Below are 18,207 nucleotides of genomic sequence, written 5' to 3'. Positions count from 1 at the left end.
AAAAGAAACATCATGAAAAAATATTTAATCATAGCACTCTTTGTTTTTGCAGGGACCACCACACTCTCTGCACAGCAAGATGCACAATACACCCAATACATGTACAATACCATCTCGGTGAATCCTGCCTATGCAGGATCACGAGGGGTACTGAGCATTGCTGCTTTACACCGCTCACAATGGGTGGGCCTTGATGGAGCGCCAACTACGCAAACCCTAAATATACATGCTCCTGTTTCTAGAAGAATAGGTTTAGGGCTCTCTATCGTAAATGATGAAATTGGAAACGGAACCAATCAAGATACTTATTTTGATGCCGCATTTTCCTATACCATCCCTACCTCTGAAGAAGGAAAGCTTTCCTTTGGATTGAAAGCAGGAGGACATTTTTTAAACATAGATTTCTCTAAACTTAGAAATTATGGGGCAGAAAGTAACTTGCCTAATGTAGATAATAAATTCTCTCCTAATTTTGGAGCAGGAGTCTATTACCATACGGATAATTTCTATACAGGATTATCTGTTCCTAATTTTTTACAGACAGAACACTTTGATAGTGCAGGAACTAACAGCTCCTCTTTTTTAGCAGAAGAGCGTTTGAATATTTACTTTATAACAGGCTATGTATTTGATCTAAATCCGAATTTAAAGTTTAAGCCTGCGGGTCTATTAAAAGCTGTAAAAGGAGCACCATTACAAGTAGATATTTCTGCTAACTTTTTAATCAATGATAAATTCTCTGTAGGAGCTGCTTACCGTTGGGATGCCGCTGTAAGTTTATTGGCTGGTTTTCAAATCTCTGAACAACTAATGTTAGGTTTAGCCTACGATAAAGAAACAACCGATTTAGGGGCTACCCGATTTAATGACGGTTCATTTGAGGTTTTTCTACGGTATGAATTCTTAACACGATACAAAAAAGTAATAACGCCTAGATTCTTCTAAAACACAACATATGAAATTAAAGTTAAAACATATCGCTCTCTGTACTGTATTTATAGGTCTTAATTTACAAGGGCAAGAAAAAAAGGCTAGCACTAATTTTGATAACTATGCTTATACAGAAGCTATTGATTCTTATGAAAATTTAATAAAAAAAGGACATAGCTCTGAGGAGATCTATAAAAACTTAGGGAATGCTAATTACTTTAATGCGAACTACGAGGAAGCTGCCACGTGGTATGGTAAATTATTTACATTAGAAAATACAACGATAGACGCAGAGTACTTGTACAAGTATGCACAAACTCTTAAATCATTAAAAAAGTACGATGCGTCTGATGCATGGATGCAAAAGTTTGAAGATCGTAAAGCAACAGATAATAGAAGTGCACTATTTACAAACAGTCCGGATTATTTAACAGAAATTAATAAAAACTCTGGACGTTACAGCATTAAAAATGAAAGTATAAATTCTAAAGGATCAGATTTTGCGCCTTCGTTCAATGGAGCAAAGCTAATTTTCTCTACAGCTAGAGATACTGGATTTATTACCAAAAAAATTCATAAATGGAATAGTGAGCCTTTTTTAAATTTATATAGCGCTGAAATTACAGCAGAGGGTAACTTAGATCACGTTGTTCCACTCTCAAAAAAATTAAATAAAAAAACACATGAATCCTCTACTGTTTTTACAAAAGACGGACAGACGATGTATTTTACTAGAAACAATTCAGATAATGGAACCTTCGCTAGAGATGAAAAAGGAGTAAGTCGTTTAAAATTGTACAAAGCAATTTTAAAAGAAGGGGAGTGGAAGGATATCATTGAATTACCTTTTAATGGAGATGACTATTCTACAGCACACCCTGCTTTAAATGCAGATGAATCTAAATTATATTTTGCTTCAGATAGGTCTGGAACTTTAGGTGCTTCTGATATTTTTTATGTGACTATTAATGCTGATGGTTCTTACGGTACACCTATAAATTTAGGCGCTAGTGTAAATACAGAATCTAGAGAAACATTTCCTTACATCTCCGAAAATGATATTTTATACTTTGCATCAGATGGGCATCCTGGTTTGGGTGGTTTAGATGTATTTGGTATTGATCTAGCAGAATTAGAACGTACCAAAGCTAAAAACTTAGGAGAACCTTTAAATAGTGAACAGGATGATTTTTCATACATCATTAACGAAACAACTAAAAAGGGGTATTTTGCGTCCAATCGTGAGGACGGAATGGGTAGCGATGATATCTATGGCTTTTTAGAGAGCAAACCTTTAGACTTTAACTGTTATTCAAATTTAAAAGGCATCGTAAAAGATGAAAAAACAAAAGAAATAATAGCTGATGCTGTATTAAATATCACCAATGCAAACGGTGAAATTATAGGAAAAGGGATTTCTGATTCTACTGGAAATTTTGATCTAGATAGTACTTGTGATGAAGGAACCTATGCAATTGTGGCTTCAAAAGAAAATTATGACGTAGGAAGCACTTCATTTAAAATTACAAGTACAACAGATATCAACGATCTTGAAATACTTATGACAACTAATTTTACACCAGCAGATTTAGGAGCAGACCTTGCTGAAAAATTAAACTTAGAGAAAATCTATTTTGATTTTGATCAATCTTACATTAGAAAAGATGCACAAGCTATTATGGAGAAAGTAGTTGCTTATTTAAACCAATATCCAAATACTAAAATTAGAATTGGTTCGCATACAGATGCTAGAGCCAATGATAATTATAATTTAAGCTTATCAGAAAGACGTGCTAATGCTACTTATGATTATTTAGTAAAGAAAGGTATTGATGCCTCTAGATTAACCTTCAAAGGTTTTGGAGAAACACAACTTACCAATGCGTGTGATAATAACACCAACTGTTCTTCTGAAAAACATCAATTAAACCGTAGATCAGAATTTATTGTTGTAGAATAGAAATGGTTAAGAATGCTACTTTTGTAGGGTTAGAATTAAATAAATGTAAAAGCTCCATAAATAAATTATGGAGCTTTTGGTGTAAAAAAAACTAGTAAAACTAACTAAACTTAGTACCCACTATTTTGTATAAATTCTTTGGTGACATCCATAGTTTCCTGAGGGATTGGAAAAATTCTTCTATAGGGTTCTGTTGCTGGTTTAGCGGTATATGCTGCATCAAAAGTGCCAAAACGAACCATTTGAGGTCTTCTTTGTAGCTCCCAATACAATTCAAACCCTATTTCTTTGTATAGTTGCGTTTCATCTAAAGTGGTTAATACTTCTCCCGGAGCATTGCTAAAAAGTGCTTCTCTAGTTCTGCTTGTTCTTAGCATATTTAAATCTGTAAGAGCTTCTCCTGTTTGGGCGTTTCTAAAATAAGCTTCTGCTCGCATCGCATACATACCTCCTAAGCGGTATAGTGGAATATCTACCTTACTACTTCCATTACCATTTTCTGGATCGTATTCAAATTTAAAAATACGAACTCCTCTATTAATTTGTCCCTGAGCAAAAACTGCTTGAGCAGGAGTATCAAAATTAAGTTCAGGGGTAAAATCCATTGGAGTAGTACTGCTTTTTTCCATCACTAAAGGAGATACTTCAATTCTACCATCTGTAGTCATAATAAAACCACCATTCCCATCTAAAATAGGTCCGTATTGTGGTCCTGCTAGAAAGCCACTATTAAAATGAAACCATGGGTTACTTTCCGAATTTGGAACATAATCTTCTGTAGGCATACTTACGTCAGAACCATCATTCATAAACCAAGTTCCATCACGGTATTGATATTTTCTAGAAAAACGCGGGTCACTTTCATTACCATTCCAGCTCGCATAAAACTCAGGTGTGGTACATGCAGCATTTGTTCCTCTATTTGCAGGAGAGGGGCGTTGGTTTCTTGCAACAGATACATATCCAAAATCATTATCTCCTGAGCGTACTGCTTCAATTTCTTGAATAACAGCAAAAATCATCTCAGAACTTGATCCGTTATTGATTGAAAAATTAGAGAAGTAGTTATCCTCCAAAGAGAATTTACCTGAATTGATTAATAGCGAAGTATATTTAATTACTTGCTCCATGTCATTACTGCCAGAGGTTAAAGATTCTTCGGTAAAATTAAAAGAAGAACCAGAATTATAACGGTCTTTAAATACAGCCCTGTTTAAATACATAGTTGCTAATAGACCATAAGCAGCTTCTTTGGTAAAACGACCGTTATAGGTAGATTGCTCACCTAATACTGCCAAGTCTGGAATAATAGTTTCTACTTCAATAATTAAATCGTCAATAGCATCTGCGGCTAGTAAAATTTGTATGGTTTGGTCGTCTCCATAAGGATCTCTGTAGGGTGCTTGTCCAAAAAGATCTAAGGTTGTATAGGTGTAAAAAGCTAATAAGCCTCTAGCTTCAGCTAAAAACAATTCTTTAGTACTGGCTTCAGAATTATAAATGCTTTCAACAGCTGTTAATGAACGGGTTATTCCATTGGTTAAATAGTTCCAATTTCCGGTAACAATACTATTATCTGGTGCCCAAGTAAACTCGTGCATGGACCTCCATTTACCGCCATCACCCCAGTCACTACCGCGAGTAGGTAGCATGGCAATGTCTGTTGTGTATTCTTGAAGAGCAAAAACGCCTCCATGGTCTACAAATGTTTTGTCACCTAAACGGTCATAAGCAGAAGCTAATACACCTTCTGGGTCTGCGGTTTGTTCCCCTAACTCTTCATCTAATACAACTTCTTCAAGGTCAGTACAACTAGTGAATAATAAGCTTAGCACAACGAAAGTAATGCTGTATATATTTAATTTTTTCTGCGTTTTCATAGTCTATTATAATTTAAAAATTGCACCTAAAATAAATGTTCGAGAACCCGGGTAACTGGAGTAATCAATGCCTAAAGATTGATTTCCACCACTAGATTTTGGACTATTAATTAGTGGGTCATACCCTGAATAGTTTGATATGGTTAATAGATTCTGACCTGTAACATATAGGTTAATACCTTCTAACCAATTCACATTATTCAATTGTAAGTTGTAGCCTAAACGAGCAGTATTCAGCCTAATGAAATCAGATTTTTCTAAGTAGAATGTTGATAATTGAGGAGAGTTTGCTGGGTTTGCTCCAGTTTCGTAATAGGCTGTTGAAATATTTCTGTCTGACGCCAAGTTGTTAATGTTTAACGCGTTTAAACCAGTGTTGTTTACCAAATATCCTCCTGATTGTCCAATTAGAGAAAAAGAAAAATCGAAGTTCTTATATTTCATCTGACTATTAAATCCGTAGGTAAATTTTGGTAAAGCTCCTTCAATAATAATACGATCATCGGCAGTAATATTTCCATCATTATTCGTATCGTTAAAAATATCAAATCCGTCTTCATCAAAACCAATATGCTCTAATAAATAGAAAGAACCTGCTGCATAACCACTCTTGTAAATATTGGCTAAAACCCCCGATTGACCAGGTCCAGAAATAGAACCAGATAGGATTTCTGATACGGGTAAGTTTTTAATTTCATTTTTTAGCGTGGCTCCATTAACATCTACATCCCAACTAAAATTTGAGGTAGAGATAAGGTTAGAACCCACCATGAATTCTAAACCAGAATTTACAATCTCTCCGTCTATGTTTACCCAAATATTATCTGTTGGACTCAATACTTGTGAAGGGATGTTTAGGATAGCATCGGTTGTGGTTTTTTGAAAATAATCTAGGGAACCATATAATTTTCTATTCCATACGCTAAAATCTAAACCAATATTGTACTGTTCAACTACTTCCCACTTAAGATCAGGGTTAGGTGTTCTTAATACAGAGATGCCATTAACAAGGGCATCATTTCCGTATAAATAATATCCGTCTGCTCCAGACAATGCATAACTAGCTTGTGTAATTTTATTCTGCACTTCTTGGTTTCCCGTTTGACCCCAACTCGCTCTTAATTTTAAACTCTCTACAGGACTATCTAATAAGAAATCTTCTTCAGAAATATTCCATCCTAAAGCAAAAGAGGGGAAGTATCCGTATTTGCTGTTGTCACCAAATCGTGTAGAACCATCGGCACGCATAGAAGCTGTTAATAGGTATTTTCCATCATAAGAGTAATTGAATCTCCCGAAGTAAGACTGCAATTCATTCTCTTGAGCAAAACCAGCAGTATTAATTTGAGAATTGTTAGATGTTGGACTGTACACCGGTTTTACGCCATTATCCTTCTCTGGAATGTTATCTAAATTAAAACTGGTTCCTGAACGTTCAAATTTCTGATATGAAAATCCGCCTAATACCTCTAATTTATGTTTTTCTCCTGCCAGTAAGTTGTAGGTTAAATAGTGTTCTAGTAAAGTGCTTTTGGATTCTAAATTGTCTTGAACATAGAGGCCTAGAGGGTTTAAATCTGTAAGGTTAGGATAGATTGTGGTGTTGCGTTCTGCAATTGTCCGGTCTACTCCGTAATTTAATTTATATTCTAAACCTTTGAAAAGCCTTAATGAAGCCTCTATATTTCCAAGAATACGTAGTGTTCGTGTTTCGTCTTCATAAATGCTTAATAGGTATGCAGGATTGTAATGAGCATTCATATTAAAATTGGTGTACGCTCCATTTTCATCAAATACAGATCGGGTAGGGTTTGCCATCAAGGTATGAATGATTAACTGTCCGTTAGAACCACCATCATCACTAGTGGGTACTCCATTGTCTACAGTTTCACTAGCAGTAAGGTTTACTTTTACTTTTAATCGCTTATCGTCTAAGAAACTTTCCGCTACATTTATTCTCCCAGAAGTTCTACTAAACTCACTATTAGTAACAATACCTTCTTGTTCCATATTTCCTAAGGATACATAGTAGTTTCCACTCTCATTTGCTTTGGAATAAGACAGTACATTACTTTTTGTAATGGCCGTTCTATAAATTTCATCCTGCCAATCTGTAGTGCCGCCATGATCAAAAGCAGGATCTGTTATAGCGCCTCTATATTCGTCTGCATTTAAAAGATCCATTTTATTGGCTACTGTAGACATTCCTAAATAAGTGTCAAGTGTCAATGATGCCTTTCCTGTTTTTCCTTTTTTTGTGGTAATGATCACAACTCCATTTGAACCTCTAGCCCCATAAATAGCTGAAGCCGATGCATCTTTTAAAACATTGATAGATTCTATATCGCTTGTATTTAGGAAGTTTAAAGGGTTTTTTGCACTAGATGATCCAAATCCTACATTAGAGCCAGACGGACTCACGTCATCATTAGTTAATGGTACACCGTCTATAACAAATAAAGGACTGCTGCCACTACGGATAGATCCAACGCCACGAATACTCACATTAACACCGGCACCAGGTTCTCCGCTTGTATTAACAACACGTACTCCTGCAACTTTACCTTGTAATAGACCATCAGGAGAAGTATTTATTCCTTGCCTGAAGCTAGATTCTTTTAATTGGGTTACAGCACCCGTAACATCTGCTTTAGTTTGGCTACCATAACCAACAACAACAACCTCATTAAGTTCTGCTGCATCTGGAGCTAATTGTGCTTTAATGTATGTACTAGAAACAGTTACTTCTTTTGTTTTATACCCGATATAAGATATTTTTAAAATGCTTTTAAGCGCTGTTGTTATACTGAATTCTCCATCGAAATTGGTAACAACACCATTAGATGTACCTTTTACCTGAACACTTGCACCAGGTAACGGAGCGTTGTGTTCATCTAAAACAAGACCCGTTATCGTTTGTTGTAAAACAACAGGAGACACTTTTGGAGTATTCTTTTTTATAAGAATTACATTGTTTGCAATATGATAAGAAAAACTAGCCTTTGTGGCTAAATCTTTTAGCGCATCTTCTAAAGAAGTATTGTGGTAAGCAACAGTGTATTTTTTAGAATCTTCTATGATATCTTCACCATAACTAAAGTTGTAGGAAGATTGAGAGCTTACTTCATTTAAGAGTGTAATTAAGTCCGTATTTGTGTAATTAACGGTAATTGTATTCTGGTTATTAAAGATTTCATTAGCGTGTCCTACTTGAACAAAAAATGAACTTAATACTAAAAAAAGTATCGTTTTTAATTTAAAAGGAATATTTTTAAAATACATTTATAGAGGTCAGTAGCTAACTTCGTATCTTGATACTCAGTAAATATATTAAATTATGGATATTTTCAAGGGTCAAAATCTTCTAGAGTTCTCTGATTGCTTCAAAACGGACAATGATTGCAAAGAATATTTAACAAATATTAAGTCTAAAACCCCTTTTAAATGTTCTAGATGCAATCATATAGCCTGTCAAACACGTGCTGATTTCTCTAGGCAATGTAATATTTGTAGACATACAGAATCCGCAACAGCAGATACTTTATTTCACAAGGTAAAGTTTGGTGTTCGCAAAGCATTTTTTATTTGTTTTGAGATGGCTACAAGCACGAAAAGCTTATCTGCAAGTTATATGGGAGTACGTTACGGAGTAACAGAAAAACAGCTAGACTTTTTATGCTTAAGGTCAGAGAAGCTATGTCTTCGAGTGGGAATAATCCTATGGACGGAGTTGTTCATGTAGATGAATTTGTTTTAGGGGGCAGAGAAGAAACAAAAGTTGGCAGAAGCTACAATGCTAAGAAAAAGAAGGCGGTTACAGCTGTTCAGCTTACAGAAGATGGAAAGGTAAAAAGAATGTATGCTATGAAAATAGATGATTTTTCAGCACAATCCTTACAATATATTTTTGTCAACCATATCAGCCGAAACGCAAAGATTACTACAGATAAATGGAGAGGCTATAGTCCTATTGCAAAGGCTTACGACATCACACAAATAGAAAGTAATGGAGGGTTAAATTTTAAAGCGCTTCATACAATGATACATCAGGTTAAATCTTGGATAAGAACAACTTATTCTTGGGTTAGTGACAATAATTTAAATAGATATTTCAATGAATTTTGTTTTAGAATAAACAGATCTCAAAGTAAAGCTACAATATTCAATAATCTTATTGTTAAAATGGTCAATAATGATAAAATCAATCAAGCTGAATTAATAAGTAATTAACTACTGACCTCTATACATTTATTTAAGTGTTAGTGAATAATGCTTGAACATAGGCCGCAATTGTTCGTAGCAATTGCGGTTTTTTTTATTTTGAATCCTGTGTAATTATTTCATTTTCATAGCTCAGGTTTAAATTGGTTATATAATTTATTTGATTTAAAATTTCTTCAACTGCTGCTTTTTTGCCAATAAATAGCGTGAGTTTTAAGTCATTTATTTTGCTGCTATTTATCGTATTTGTAACTCCATATTTTAGATGCATTAAATGCAATACCTCTCTGAGTTTTACTTCTTTTAGGCTTACATCTTGGGTGTACCAGTTATAGGCCATAATAGTAGGAGTGGTTTCTTTCTTTAGGAGCTTTCCATTGGTATGAGCTTCCTCTCCTGGAATTAAATTTTCTGTACTATTTTTATAATTCACCTCTACTTTTCCTGTAACAACAGATACGCGACAGCTTTTTTCGGCTAAGCGTATATGAAATGAAGTTCCTAGTACCTTAGTTTTTACTTGGCCAGAATGTATAATGAAAGGATGTTTAGGATCTTTAGTAACCTCAAAAAATGCATTTCCTTTAAGAAGCTTTACATTCCGTTCTTTGCCTTTAAATGTTTCAGGATATTCCAAACTTGAGTTTGGTGCTAAATACACTAATGAACCATCTTGTAATAAAACGGAGTCTAGAACACGCTCTGTTGTCGTAACTAACATTTTCGGAGTAGAATTTCTATGGTGAAAAAGAAAAACTAACGTAACTATACTGATTATTGCAGCTGCATATTTTATAACGCTTAAGTTTAAAACTTTTACAGGTTTTAAATCTATTTTAGATCTTATCTCATTTTTTATTTTGTGCTTATCTCCCATGGTTTTTTCATCCCAACTAGTTTTATGGTAGACTTTTTTAAGGAGGTTTTGAAGTAACTTATCTTCAGAGGCACTCGTATTGTTACGAATACTTTTGGCAAGTAACTTTTTGAGAATAGATTTTGATTCAGACAGCATAAACTTGTTTTCTATTAGTAAGTACCAGAAAACAAAAAAAGTACTATCGGGAAATGTTACGAAATCTTTAAGCAAACATTAAGTAAAAAAGAAGTGGTAATTAACGCTGATAATAGCCAAGATAATTGGGTTAGTTCTAAACGAATTTGACTTAGAGCAGAAGATAATTGATTTTTCACCGTCTGTTTAGACAATTGAAGTTCTTCTGCAATTTGCTCAATGTTCATCTCTTGTAGCTTATTCATTAGAAGAATTTCTCTTCTTTTTTCAGGGAGTTTGTCTAATAAAGGATTTAGATACGCTATAAAGTCTATGTCAGAATAATCTGGAGTATCTTCAATAAGCTTTTCTATAGTATCATCAATTTCAGAAGTGTTAAATTTCTGCTCGCGGTATGATTTTAGAATATGATTTTTTACGGCTCTAAATAAAAAGCTTTCAATGGAAATAATTTCAATTTCACTTTTTCGTTCCCACAAATTTGTAAAAACGTCTTGAATAATATTTTTTGATAAGTTACTGTCGCCAGTCATTTTGAAAGCGAAAGCGTAAAGCTTTTCCCAGTAATTAGAATATATTTTTTCAAATTCTTGGGTCGTTTTCATGTGAGAGTATAAAATTTCGTTGGTATTGCAAAAGAAGAAAATTGAACCTCAATCTATTTTATGTGAAGGTTATCTTATAATTAAATCAAATTTATAATACCCGCTTATGTCCAATTTACGGTAGTGTATTTTACATAAACTTAAAGAAACGATTATGGTTTTTTTGATAATTTATGCCTATAAATTCTTTTATTGTACAGATATTTTTACTGTAATTAATACCGATCCTATCGGAATATAAGCGTCCTTAAGTTATGAGATTTATCTACTTATTTTTATTTTTTATAGCTACGGCTAGCGTTACTGCTCAACCTTCATGTAAAAAAATTAACCAAGTTCAGGTTATAGGTTCACATAATAGCTATAAGCAAGCTATACAACCTAAGCTGTATAAGTTTTTAGAAAATAGAGATACTACAGGCTCTTTATCAGGTTTGCAGTACACGCATGTTAGTATCCCTAAACAGTTAGATTTAGGACTTCGTAATTTAGAGATTGATGTTCATGCCGATTCAAAAGGCGGTAGTTACACAAACCCCAAAGGTCTTTCTGTAGCTTCTGATTCGGAGGTCTATGATAAGGATGGTAAAATGAATACTGCTGGTTTTAAAGTTTTTCATATCATTGATATTGATTTTAGAACCTCAGTTTATACGCTAAAAGATTGCATGTTGGCACTACGTAAGTGGTCCAATGAGCATCCAAAACATACCACTGTATTTATCACCTTAGAGCCAAAAGATAAGGATATGTCTGTTTTTGGTACAAAAGCAGAAGAATTCACAGCGGAACTCTTTGAAGCTTTAGATACGGAAATAATTACTTATTTAGGGCGAGATAAGATCATAACTCCAGATATGGTGCGAGGAGAGTATAGCACATTAGAGCAAGCAGTTCTTAATCATAATTGGCCTAGTATTGAAAATGGAAAAGGAAAGTTTCTTTTTATTCTAGATGATAATGATAACAAAAAGAAACTATATAAAAATGAGCATCCAAATTTAAAAGGGAGAGTAGCATTTGTTAATGATGTAGAAGGGAGTCCTGAAGCGGGAGTAATGATTATAAACGACCCGAATACTATTTTAATACCAAAGTTGGTTAAAAAAGGATATATCGTTAGGACCAGAGCAGATGCCGGTACTAAACAGGCTAGAGTTAATGATTATTCAAATTTTGAAGCTGCTAAAAAATCTGGAGCACAAATTATTACTACAGATTATTACTTACCTAGCACCATGTTTAAATCTTCGTACCAAGTCAAGTTTGCAGATGATGTTTATGAAAGGAAGAACCCTGTTACTGGTCTAGAGGAATAAGGTAGTTTTTAAATTGAGAAGTTTTACTTTAATTTTAAAATAATTATAACAGTCTATTTTTGATTAAAGGGTAGAAGTATTTTAACTTCACTAAAAATAAAAAATATGGATTTAAAAGATAAAGTAGTTTATATAACAGGAGGTTCAAAAGGTATTGGTTATGGTACGGCAAAAGTATTAATAGCAGCCGGAATGAAAGTTGCTATTAGTGGTAGAACCCTAAAATCAGTAGAAGATGCAGCTAAAAGCTTAGGAAAAGAGAGTCATGTTTTGGCATTAGAGTCTGATGTTACAAAATTAATAGATGAAGAGAAAGCCATTGCTACTATTCTTGGTAAATGGGGACAATTAGATGTTGTTTTAGCAAATGCAGGAGTTGGTAATTTTGCTCCTATAGATAAAATGACGGAAGAAGAGTGGCATCAAATGATCAATACAAATTTAAATGGTGTTTTTCATACCTTAAAAGCATCAGTAGAAGCCCTTAAAAAATCTGAAGGCTATTATATAACCTTGGCTAGTTTAGCGGGAACAAACTTTTTTGCGAATGGGGCTGGGTATAATGCTACTAAATTTGGTGTTGTTGGTTTTACTCAAGCAGTAATGTTAGATTTAAGACAGTATGGCATCAAAGTTTCTACCATAATGCCGGGATCTGTAGCTTCGCAATTTAATAATCATGTGCCTTCAAAAGATGATGCATGGAAAATACAACCAGAAGATATTGGAGAGCTTGTTTTAGATGTTCTAAAAATGAATCCAAGAACATTACCTAGTAAAATTGAAGTACGCCCAACACGACCTGATTTAAAGTAAGCTAGACTTCTTTTTCAATAAAAGGGATATCAGGATTAAAAATTTCCTGAATTAAAGTATCAAGCACGTTTTTAAATTCTAAAAGCGTGCTTTTATTTATCTCTTCTGTTCTTTTTTCAGAAAAGTATAAGGTTCCACTATTTAAATTCTTGAAAGAAATAATTCCAGCTTTTATAGTTTCGATAGGTTTTACTTTATCAATCATAATAGCATAACATAACAATTGAAAAGCTTTGCTTTTATCGTAATTTTCAATTAAGTCATTCCACGCGGTTATTTTTACGTTTCTAGATTCCACTTTTCCAGTTTTGTAATCTATAATTCTAGTTGCACCGTCTATCTCATCGACACGATCTAATTTACCTCTTAATCTAATTTTATGTGAGATTCCTGGTATTTCAAGTTCTACATTTAGCATTTGTTCTAAAGAAATGATCTTTATTTTATGCTGCTGAATCTCTTTCAATTCTAATTTTATAAAGTTTTCTATATACCGTAAGATTACAGTGTAAGCTATTAAATTTTTCCCTCGAGTTATATCTCCGTCGGCATAGGTTTTTGCAAAATTATGCTGTACAGTTCCTTCAATCTTAGGCAGTAAATTTTCAAGGGATTCTTTTACTAAATATGCACCAACAAAAGGTTGATATAAATCTTCTAAAGTATCATGAACGATGGTCCCAAATGTATTTGCCGCTAAGCTTTCTTCAACTTCATTGATATCATTAATCCTTAGAATACTTTTTTTGTAAAAATCTATAGGGTTGCGTACATAGTTAGATAATGAAGTAGGCGAGAAGCCTTTTTCAGACAGTACTTTTAATTGTTCAATAAGATCTGCACTTTTTTCTATACGTTCAAGCGGTATATTAGCGGAAACAACAGCCGCAGATCCTGTAATTTCTTTTATATTTTCGGAGAGGTTATCGTCTGTGAGTAATTGCTTAATTAGCCTGCTTTTTTCATTTCCTTCAAGGACATGAGGTTCTGTATTGTATACGATATATACATTCTTGGCACGTTGCAAAAGTCTATAGAAGTGATAAGTGTACACAGCATCTTTTTCTTTATAAGTAGGTAAACCGTAGATCTTTTTTAAGTCGAATGGGATAAAAGAATTATTCGACTTTCCTGATGGTAAAATTCCTTCATTTACAGAGGTAATGATTACGGTTTCAAAATCTAGATTTCTACTTTCTAGCATTCCCATAATCTGTGTTCCTTGTAGCGGTTCTCCTTGGAAATCTAAGGTTTCAGTTCCTATTAATTCCTTATAGAGTGATTGCAATGATTTAATATCTGTAATAAAAGAATGCTCATTCACCATTAACTCTAATTGATTGAAGAGGGTATGAAAACGGTACAAATATTCTAATTCTAAATGACTACCAGAATCTTGAAATTTTTGTTTTAGGACAGCGATAATAGCTAAACTTCTGCGAATAAAATTTTTGGGGGTTAGCGCAGTATCATTAAATAATATAGTGGTTAACTCCTTTAGTTCTGGTGCTGCTTGCGCTAATTGTTTTGTTTTTACAAATATCCAGTTTCTAGTTTTTATTTTATTTGCTATTGCACTCGCATTGTTGGTTTTGTCTGTTTGTAGGTAAATTTGAATATATGGGTGTGCAAGAAGATTTAATAAATGCTGGTAAAACCACCCATTAGATTCCTTTGTGAGCCACAACTCAAAGTATAAATTGAATAAAACAGCTAATGGAGTTTTATGAATAGGATACCCCATGGTAATATTGATACGTTCTATTTTTTCAGGTATTGCATTTAGTATTGGGTTCAATAGGTTTTCATCTCCGAGAACTATTGCGGTTTGTTTTAATAAAGCTGGTTGAGAATCGTGAATTTTTTCTAATAAATTTCCAACGTATTTAGCTTGGGATACATTTTTAGGTACTCCTATAAGTTGGATGTTTTTTTTAGAATCAAAGTTTTCGCTGATTCCCTTCAAAGAATGTTCTTTAAAATAATTCCAATTTTTTTTATGTTGACGTATAAAAAGACTAGCATCATGTAAGGTATCGTTTAAAAAATAGGTGTCTATATCCCAATAAATATGGGCATTAGATTTTTCCAGTATTTGTTGAATGATATTTTCCTCTGCTTTATTTAAGGCGTTAAAACCAATAAAAACAAATTTTTTGTCTAATGTTTTATGAATATAATCATCTATTAATGTATTAGCGGTACGGTAGGCATAACCTTGTGAAGCTAAGTTTTTTTCCAGGAGTGTCTGATTAAAATTAGTGTAGAGCGCCTCTAGGTTGTTCCAGAATTTTACATAATCTGCAATCATCTGGGTAGGTTCTTCTTGAAAATAGGTGTTTAACTCTTGTATAGCAGACAAATGAGAGAATATAGCCTTGGTATCTACCAAGTAACGGTCTATTTCATTAAAATCTTGTAATACTGTCTGTCCCCATTTAGAGAAGCTTAAAAAACTGTCTTTATCTTTTTCAGTACTTGTTGCTAGGTATGACTTGTACAGGGTAAAGAGTTGCTCTGTGCTTGAAGCGTAATTAAGTTCTGATATTAATTCAATAAAGCTTTCAATACTATAGATTTCTGGAGCAAATATTGTTTTTTGTAAATTTTTAGAAATCGTATTTTTTAAAAAAGTACCAGCTCTTTTACTTGGGAGAATAAAAATGGTTTCGGTAAAATCTATACCGTTTTCTGTTAATTCTTGAACTACTTCTTCTATGAAACTTTGCATCATATAAAAATAGAAAAAGCTCCGCAATTGCGGAGCTTTTAAAAATATATTTAAAAATAACTTTTAGTTATTATTTAACTAAGTTAATTTCAACTCTTCTATTTTGAGTTCTACCAGCTCTTGTACTGTTAGAAGCGATAGGCTTCTCTTCACCGTAACCAATTGCAGATAATCTAAATTCTTCGATACCTTTTTCTACTAAAAATTCTTTTACAGAAAGAGCACGAGACTCAGATAAACTTTGGTTCAATTTAGCAGAACCAACGCTATCAGTATGACCTTCTACTGTAAATTTAGCATTAGGATATTCTTTTAAGATTGTAATAATGTCAACCATAACAGAAGTAGATGCAGCTTTGATAGAAGATTTACCAGTATCAAATAAGATAGTTCTAGCATAATCATTCAATTGTTTCTGAACTTCAGCAGTAACTTCAGGACAACCTTTGTTAGCTACAGTACCAGCAACATCTGGACACATATCATCTTTGTCTAATACACCATCACCGTCTTTATCTAAGAAAGGACAACCTTTGTTAGATGCAGGACCAGCTTCAGCAGGACATTCATCATCTTTATCAGCAACACCATCACCATCAGCATCTGGACAACCTTTTAAGGCAGCAGTACCAGCTTCGTTAGGACAAGCATCATCTTTATCAGCAACACCATCGCCATCAGCATCAGGACAACCGTTCATTTCTTTAGAACCAGCTTCGTTAGGACAAGCATCTTTGCTGTCTTCGATACCATCACCGTCAGCATCAGGACAACCATTGAAAGCTTCTAAACCAGCAACTTCTGGACAAGCATCATCTTTGTCATAAATACCATCACCATCTGTATCAGTACCACCAAATTTGATGCTAAGACCAGCTAAGTGCTGCATGTGAGGAGCTAAGTAATCTTCGAAAGAATGCTTATATTGAGTTTGTAAAGTTAAACCGATGTTCTCAGTAAACCAGATATTAACACCAATACCACCGTTAGCTGTACCAGCTCCGATTTCATCAATCCAAGTATAACCACCACCGATTTCAACGAAAGGATCAACTACTGTATTTTTTAAAATGTTGTATTTAATAGTACCATCAAGTGCGTAGTGAGATAAATCATCAACAGATACGTCACCTAACTTGTCAATTCTGTTTAAAGAACCTCTAGCTCCAACAGAAAAACCATCACCTACGAATCTAGATACAGATACATAAGAGATAGAAGGAAGGATATTCCAGTGATCAGTAGCGTTGAAATATTCATTTCCAAAAGAACTACCTACGAAGTCACTAGTTGGATAAACATCAATTGCGTTTACACCAAAACCAACTTGCCATGGATTATTCTCGTCTTGCGCTTGAATGCTGTTAAATCCTACAAAAAGTAGGGCAACAACCAATAATTTGCTAAGATGTTTCATTTTATTATATTTAAGTTTAAGGGTTTATTAGCTGCAAATGTAAGTTGTTAAGAATTATTAACAAAATCAATTTGTTATTTTTTTTAACACATATAAAGCATTAAATGATGCATTTACACGATTTTCAATGTTTTCCCTACCTCCGTAAAGGCAGAAATTGCTTTATCAAGGTGTTTTTTTGTGTGTGCAGCAGACAATTGAACCCTAATTCTGGCCTTATCTTTAGGTACAACAGGGTAAAAGAAGCCAATTACATAGATACCTTTCTCCAATAATAGGTCTGCCATTTGCTGCGATAATTTAGCATCGTAGAGCATAACAGGCACAATTGCAGAGTCTCCTTCGATAATATCAAAACCAGCTGCTTTCATACCTTTTTTGAAGTACAACGTGTTTTCTTCTAACTTATCTCTTAAGGAAGTATCTCTTTTTAACATTTCAAACACTTTTATAGAGGCACCTACAATTGCCGGAGCTAGAGAGTTTGAAAACAAATAAGGTCTGGAACGTTGGCGTAACATTTCAATAATCTCTTTTTTTCCTGTAGTATAACCGCCCATAGCACCACCTAATGCTTTGCCAAGCGTACCTGTAATAATATCTATTCTACCTAAAACACCTTTTTCTTCTAAGGTACCTCTCCCGGTAGCTCCAATATAGCCGGCAGAATGGCATTCGTCTATCATGACTAGGGCATCGTATTTGTCTGCTAAATCGCATATTTTATCTAGGGGCGCCAAAACACCATCCATAGAGAACACGCCATCGGTAACTATTATTTTAAAACGCGCACCGTCGTCGTTTGCTTTTTTTAATTGTTCCTCTAGATCTGCCATATCATTATTTGCATAACGATAACGCATGGCTTTACATAACCTAACGCCATCTATAATAGAAGCATGATTTAATGAATCTGAAATGATAGCATCTTCGCCAGAAAGTAAGGGCTCAAATACACCACCATTAGCATCAAAAGCTGCGGCATACAATATAGTGTCTTCAGTTTCATAAAAATCTGCTATTGTATGTTCTAGGGTTTTGTGTATATCTTGAGTTCCACAAATGAAACGTACTGATGACATTCCAAAACCATGGCTGTCTAGTGTGTCTTTTGCGGCTTGCACTACTTCTGGGTGTGATGATAAACCTAGATAGTTGTTGGCACAAAAGTTAATCACTTCTTCTCCCGTGCTTATTGTGATCACTGCATCTTGAGGTGAGGTAATTATTCTTTCTTTCTTAAATAAACCAGATTCTTTAATGTTTTCTAGTTCTTCTGTCAAGTAATTTTTAATGTTTCCGTACATGTTTTA

At 34.0% G+C, this 18,207-nt stretch carries 11 protein-coding genes and 1 pseudogene; 5 read left to right on the top strand and 7 right to left on the bottom strand.

The window, feature by feature from the left end; genetic code table 11:
* Positions 1–12: 12 nt before the first annotated feature.
* Positions 13–945: a PorP/SprF family type IX secretion system membrane protein gene (locus CELAL_RS06440; protein WP_013550096.1), complete on the top strand. Its 933-nt coding sequence runs from the start codon at positions 13–15 to the stop codon at positions 943–945.
* Between the two features lie 10 nt (positions 946–955).
* Entirely contained in the window at positions 956–2,890 is a 1,935-nt protein-coding gene (locus CELAL_RS06435; RefSeq protein WP_013550095.1) for an OmpA family protein, read from the top strand.
* 110 nt (positions 2,891–3,000) lie between these two features.
* Here CELAL_RS06435 and CELAL_RS06430 read toward each other — a convergent pair whose 3' ends face one another.
* On the bottom strand, positions 3,001–4,770 hold the full coding sequence (locus tag CELAL_RS06430) for a RagB/SusD family nutrient uptake outer membrane protein (protein WP_013550094.1): 1,770 nt from the start codon (positions 4,768–4,770) through the stop codon (positions 3,001–3,003).
* Between the two features lie 6 nt (positions 4,771–4,776).
* Positions 4,777–8,052: a TonB-dependent receptor gene (locus CELAL_RS06425; protein ID WP_013550093.1), complete on the bottom strand. Its 3,276-nt coding sequence runs from the start codon at positions 8,050–8,052 to the stop codon at positions 4,777–4,779.
* A 55-nt stretch (positions 8,053–8,107) separates the two neighbouring features.
* On the opposite strand from CELAL_RS06425, the pseudogene CELAL_RS06420 reads away from it, so the two are divergent.
* Positions 8,108–9,000: pseudogene (locus CELAL_RS06420) on the top strand (IS1595-like element ISCal1 family transposase).
* Between the two features lie 85 nt (positions 9,001–9,085).
* On the opposite strand, the gene CELAL_RS06415 reads toward CELAL_RS06420, so the two are convergent.
* Together CELAL_RS06415 and CELAL_RS06410 are read right to left on the bottom strand one after the other, a co-directional pair.
* Positions 9,086–10,006, bottom strand: coding sequence for a FecR family protein (locus CELAL_RS06415; RefSeq protein ID WP_013550092.1), 921 nt, complete (start codon positions 10,004–10,006; stop codon positions 9,086–9,088).
* Between the two features lie 56 nt (positions 10,007–10,062).
* Positions 10,063–10,611 (bottom strand): sigma-70 family RNA polymerase sigma factor, encoded by a 549-nt coding sequence (locus CELAL_RS06410; protein WP_013550091.1) that lies wholly within the window; start codon positions 10,609–10,611, stop codon positions 10,063–10,065.
* Between the two features lie 254 nt (positions 10,612–10,865).
* On the opposite strand from CELAL_RS06410, the gene CELAL_RS06405 reads away from it, so the two are divergent.
* Positions 10,866–11,930 (top strand): phosphatidylinositol-specific phospholipase C1-like protein, encoded by a 1,065-nt coding sequence (locus CELAL_RS06405; RefSeq protein ID WP_013550090.1) that lies wholly within the window; start codon positions 10,866–10,868, stop codon positions 11,928–11,930.
* Between the two features lie 105 nt (positions 11,931–12,035).
* Complete coding sequence (locus CELAL_RS06400) at positions 12,036–12,746, top strand: SDR family oxidoreductase (RefSeq protein WP_013550089.1); 711 nt, start codon at positions 12,036–12,038, stop codon at positions 12,744–12,746.
* Between the two features lies 1 nt (position 12,747).
* On the opposite strand, the gene CELAL_RS06395 is transcribed toward CELAL_RS06400, so the two are convergent.
* The 3 genes from CELAL_RS06395 to kbl all read right to left on the bottom strand — a co-directional run bounded on the left by CELAL_RS06395 (position 12,748) and on the right by kbl (position 18,201).
* Positions 12,748–15,480, bottom strand: a complete 2,733-nt coding sequence (locus tag CELAL_RS06395) for a PD-(D/E)XK nuclease family protein (protein ID WP_245529682.1) — start codon at positions 15,478–15,480, stop codon at positions 12,748–12,750.
* A 67-nt stretch (positions 15,481–15,547) separates the two neighbouring features.
* Complete coding sequence (locus CELAL_RS06390) at positions 15,548–16,894, bottom strand: OmpA family protein (protein WP_013550087.1); 1,347 nt, start codon at positions 16,892–16,894, stop codon at positions 15,548–15,550.
* Positions 16,895–17,007: 113 nt separating this feature from the next.
* Positions 17,008–18,201, bottom strand: a complete 1,194-nt coding sequence (gene kbl, locus CELAL_RS06385) for a glycine C-acetyltransferase (protein WP_013550086.1) — start codon at positions 18,199–18,201, stop codon at positions 17,008–17,010.
* Positions 18,202–18,207 lie beyond the last annotated feature (6 nt).

Source organism: Cellulophaga algicola DSM 14237, assembly GCF_000186265.1.
Classification (GTDB): domain Bacteria; phylum Bacteroidota; class Bacteroidia; order Flavobacteriales; family Flavobacteriaceae; genus Cellulophaga; species Cellulophaga algicola.
The sequence above is the reverse complement of the archived record's forward strand: the minus strand, read 5'-3'. Positions and strand labels throughout refer to the sequence as shown.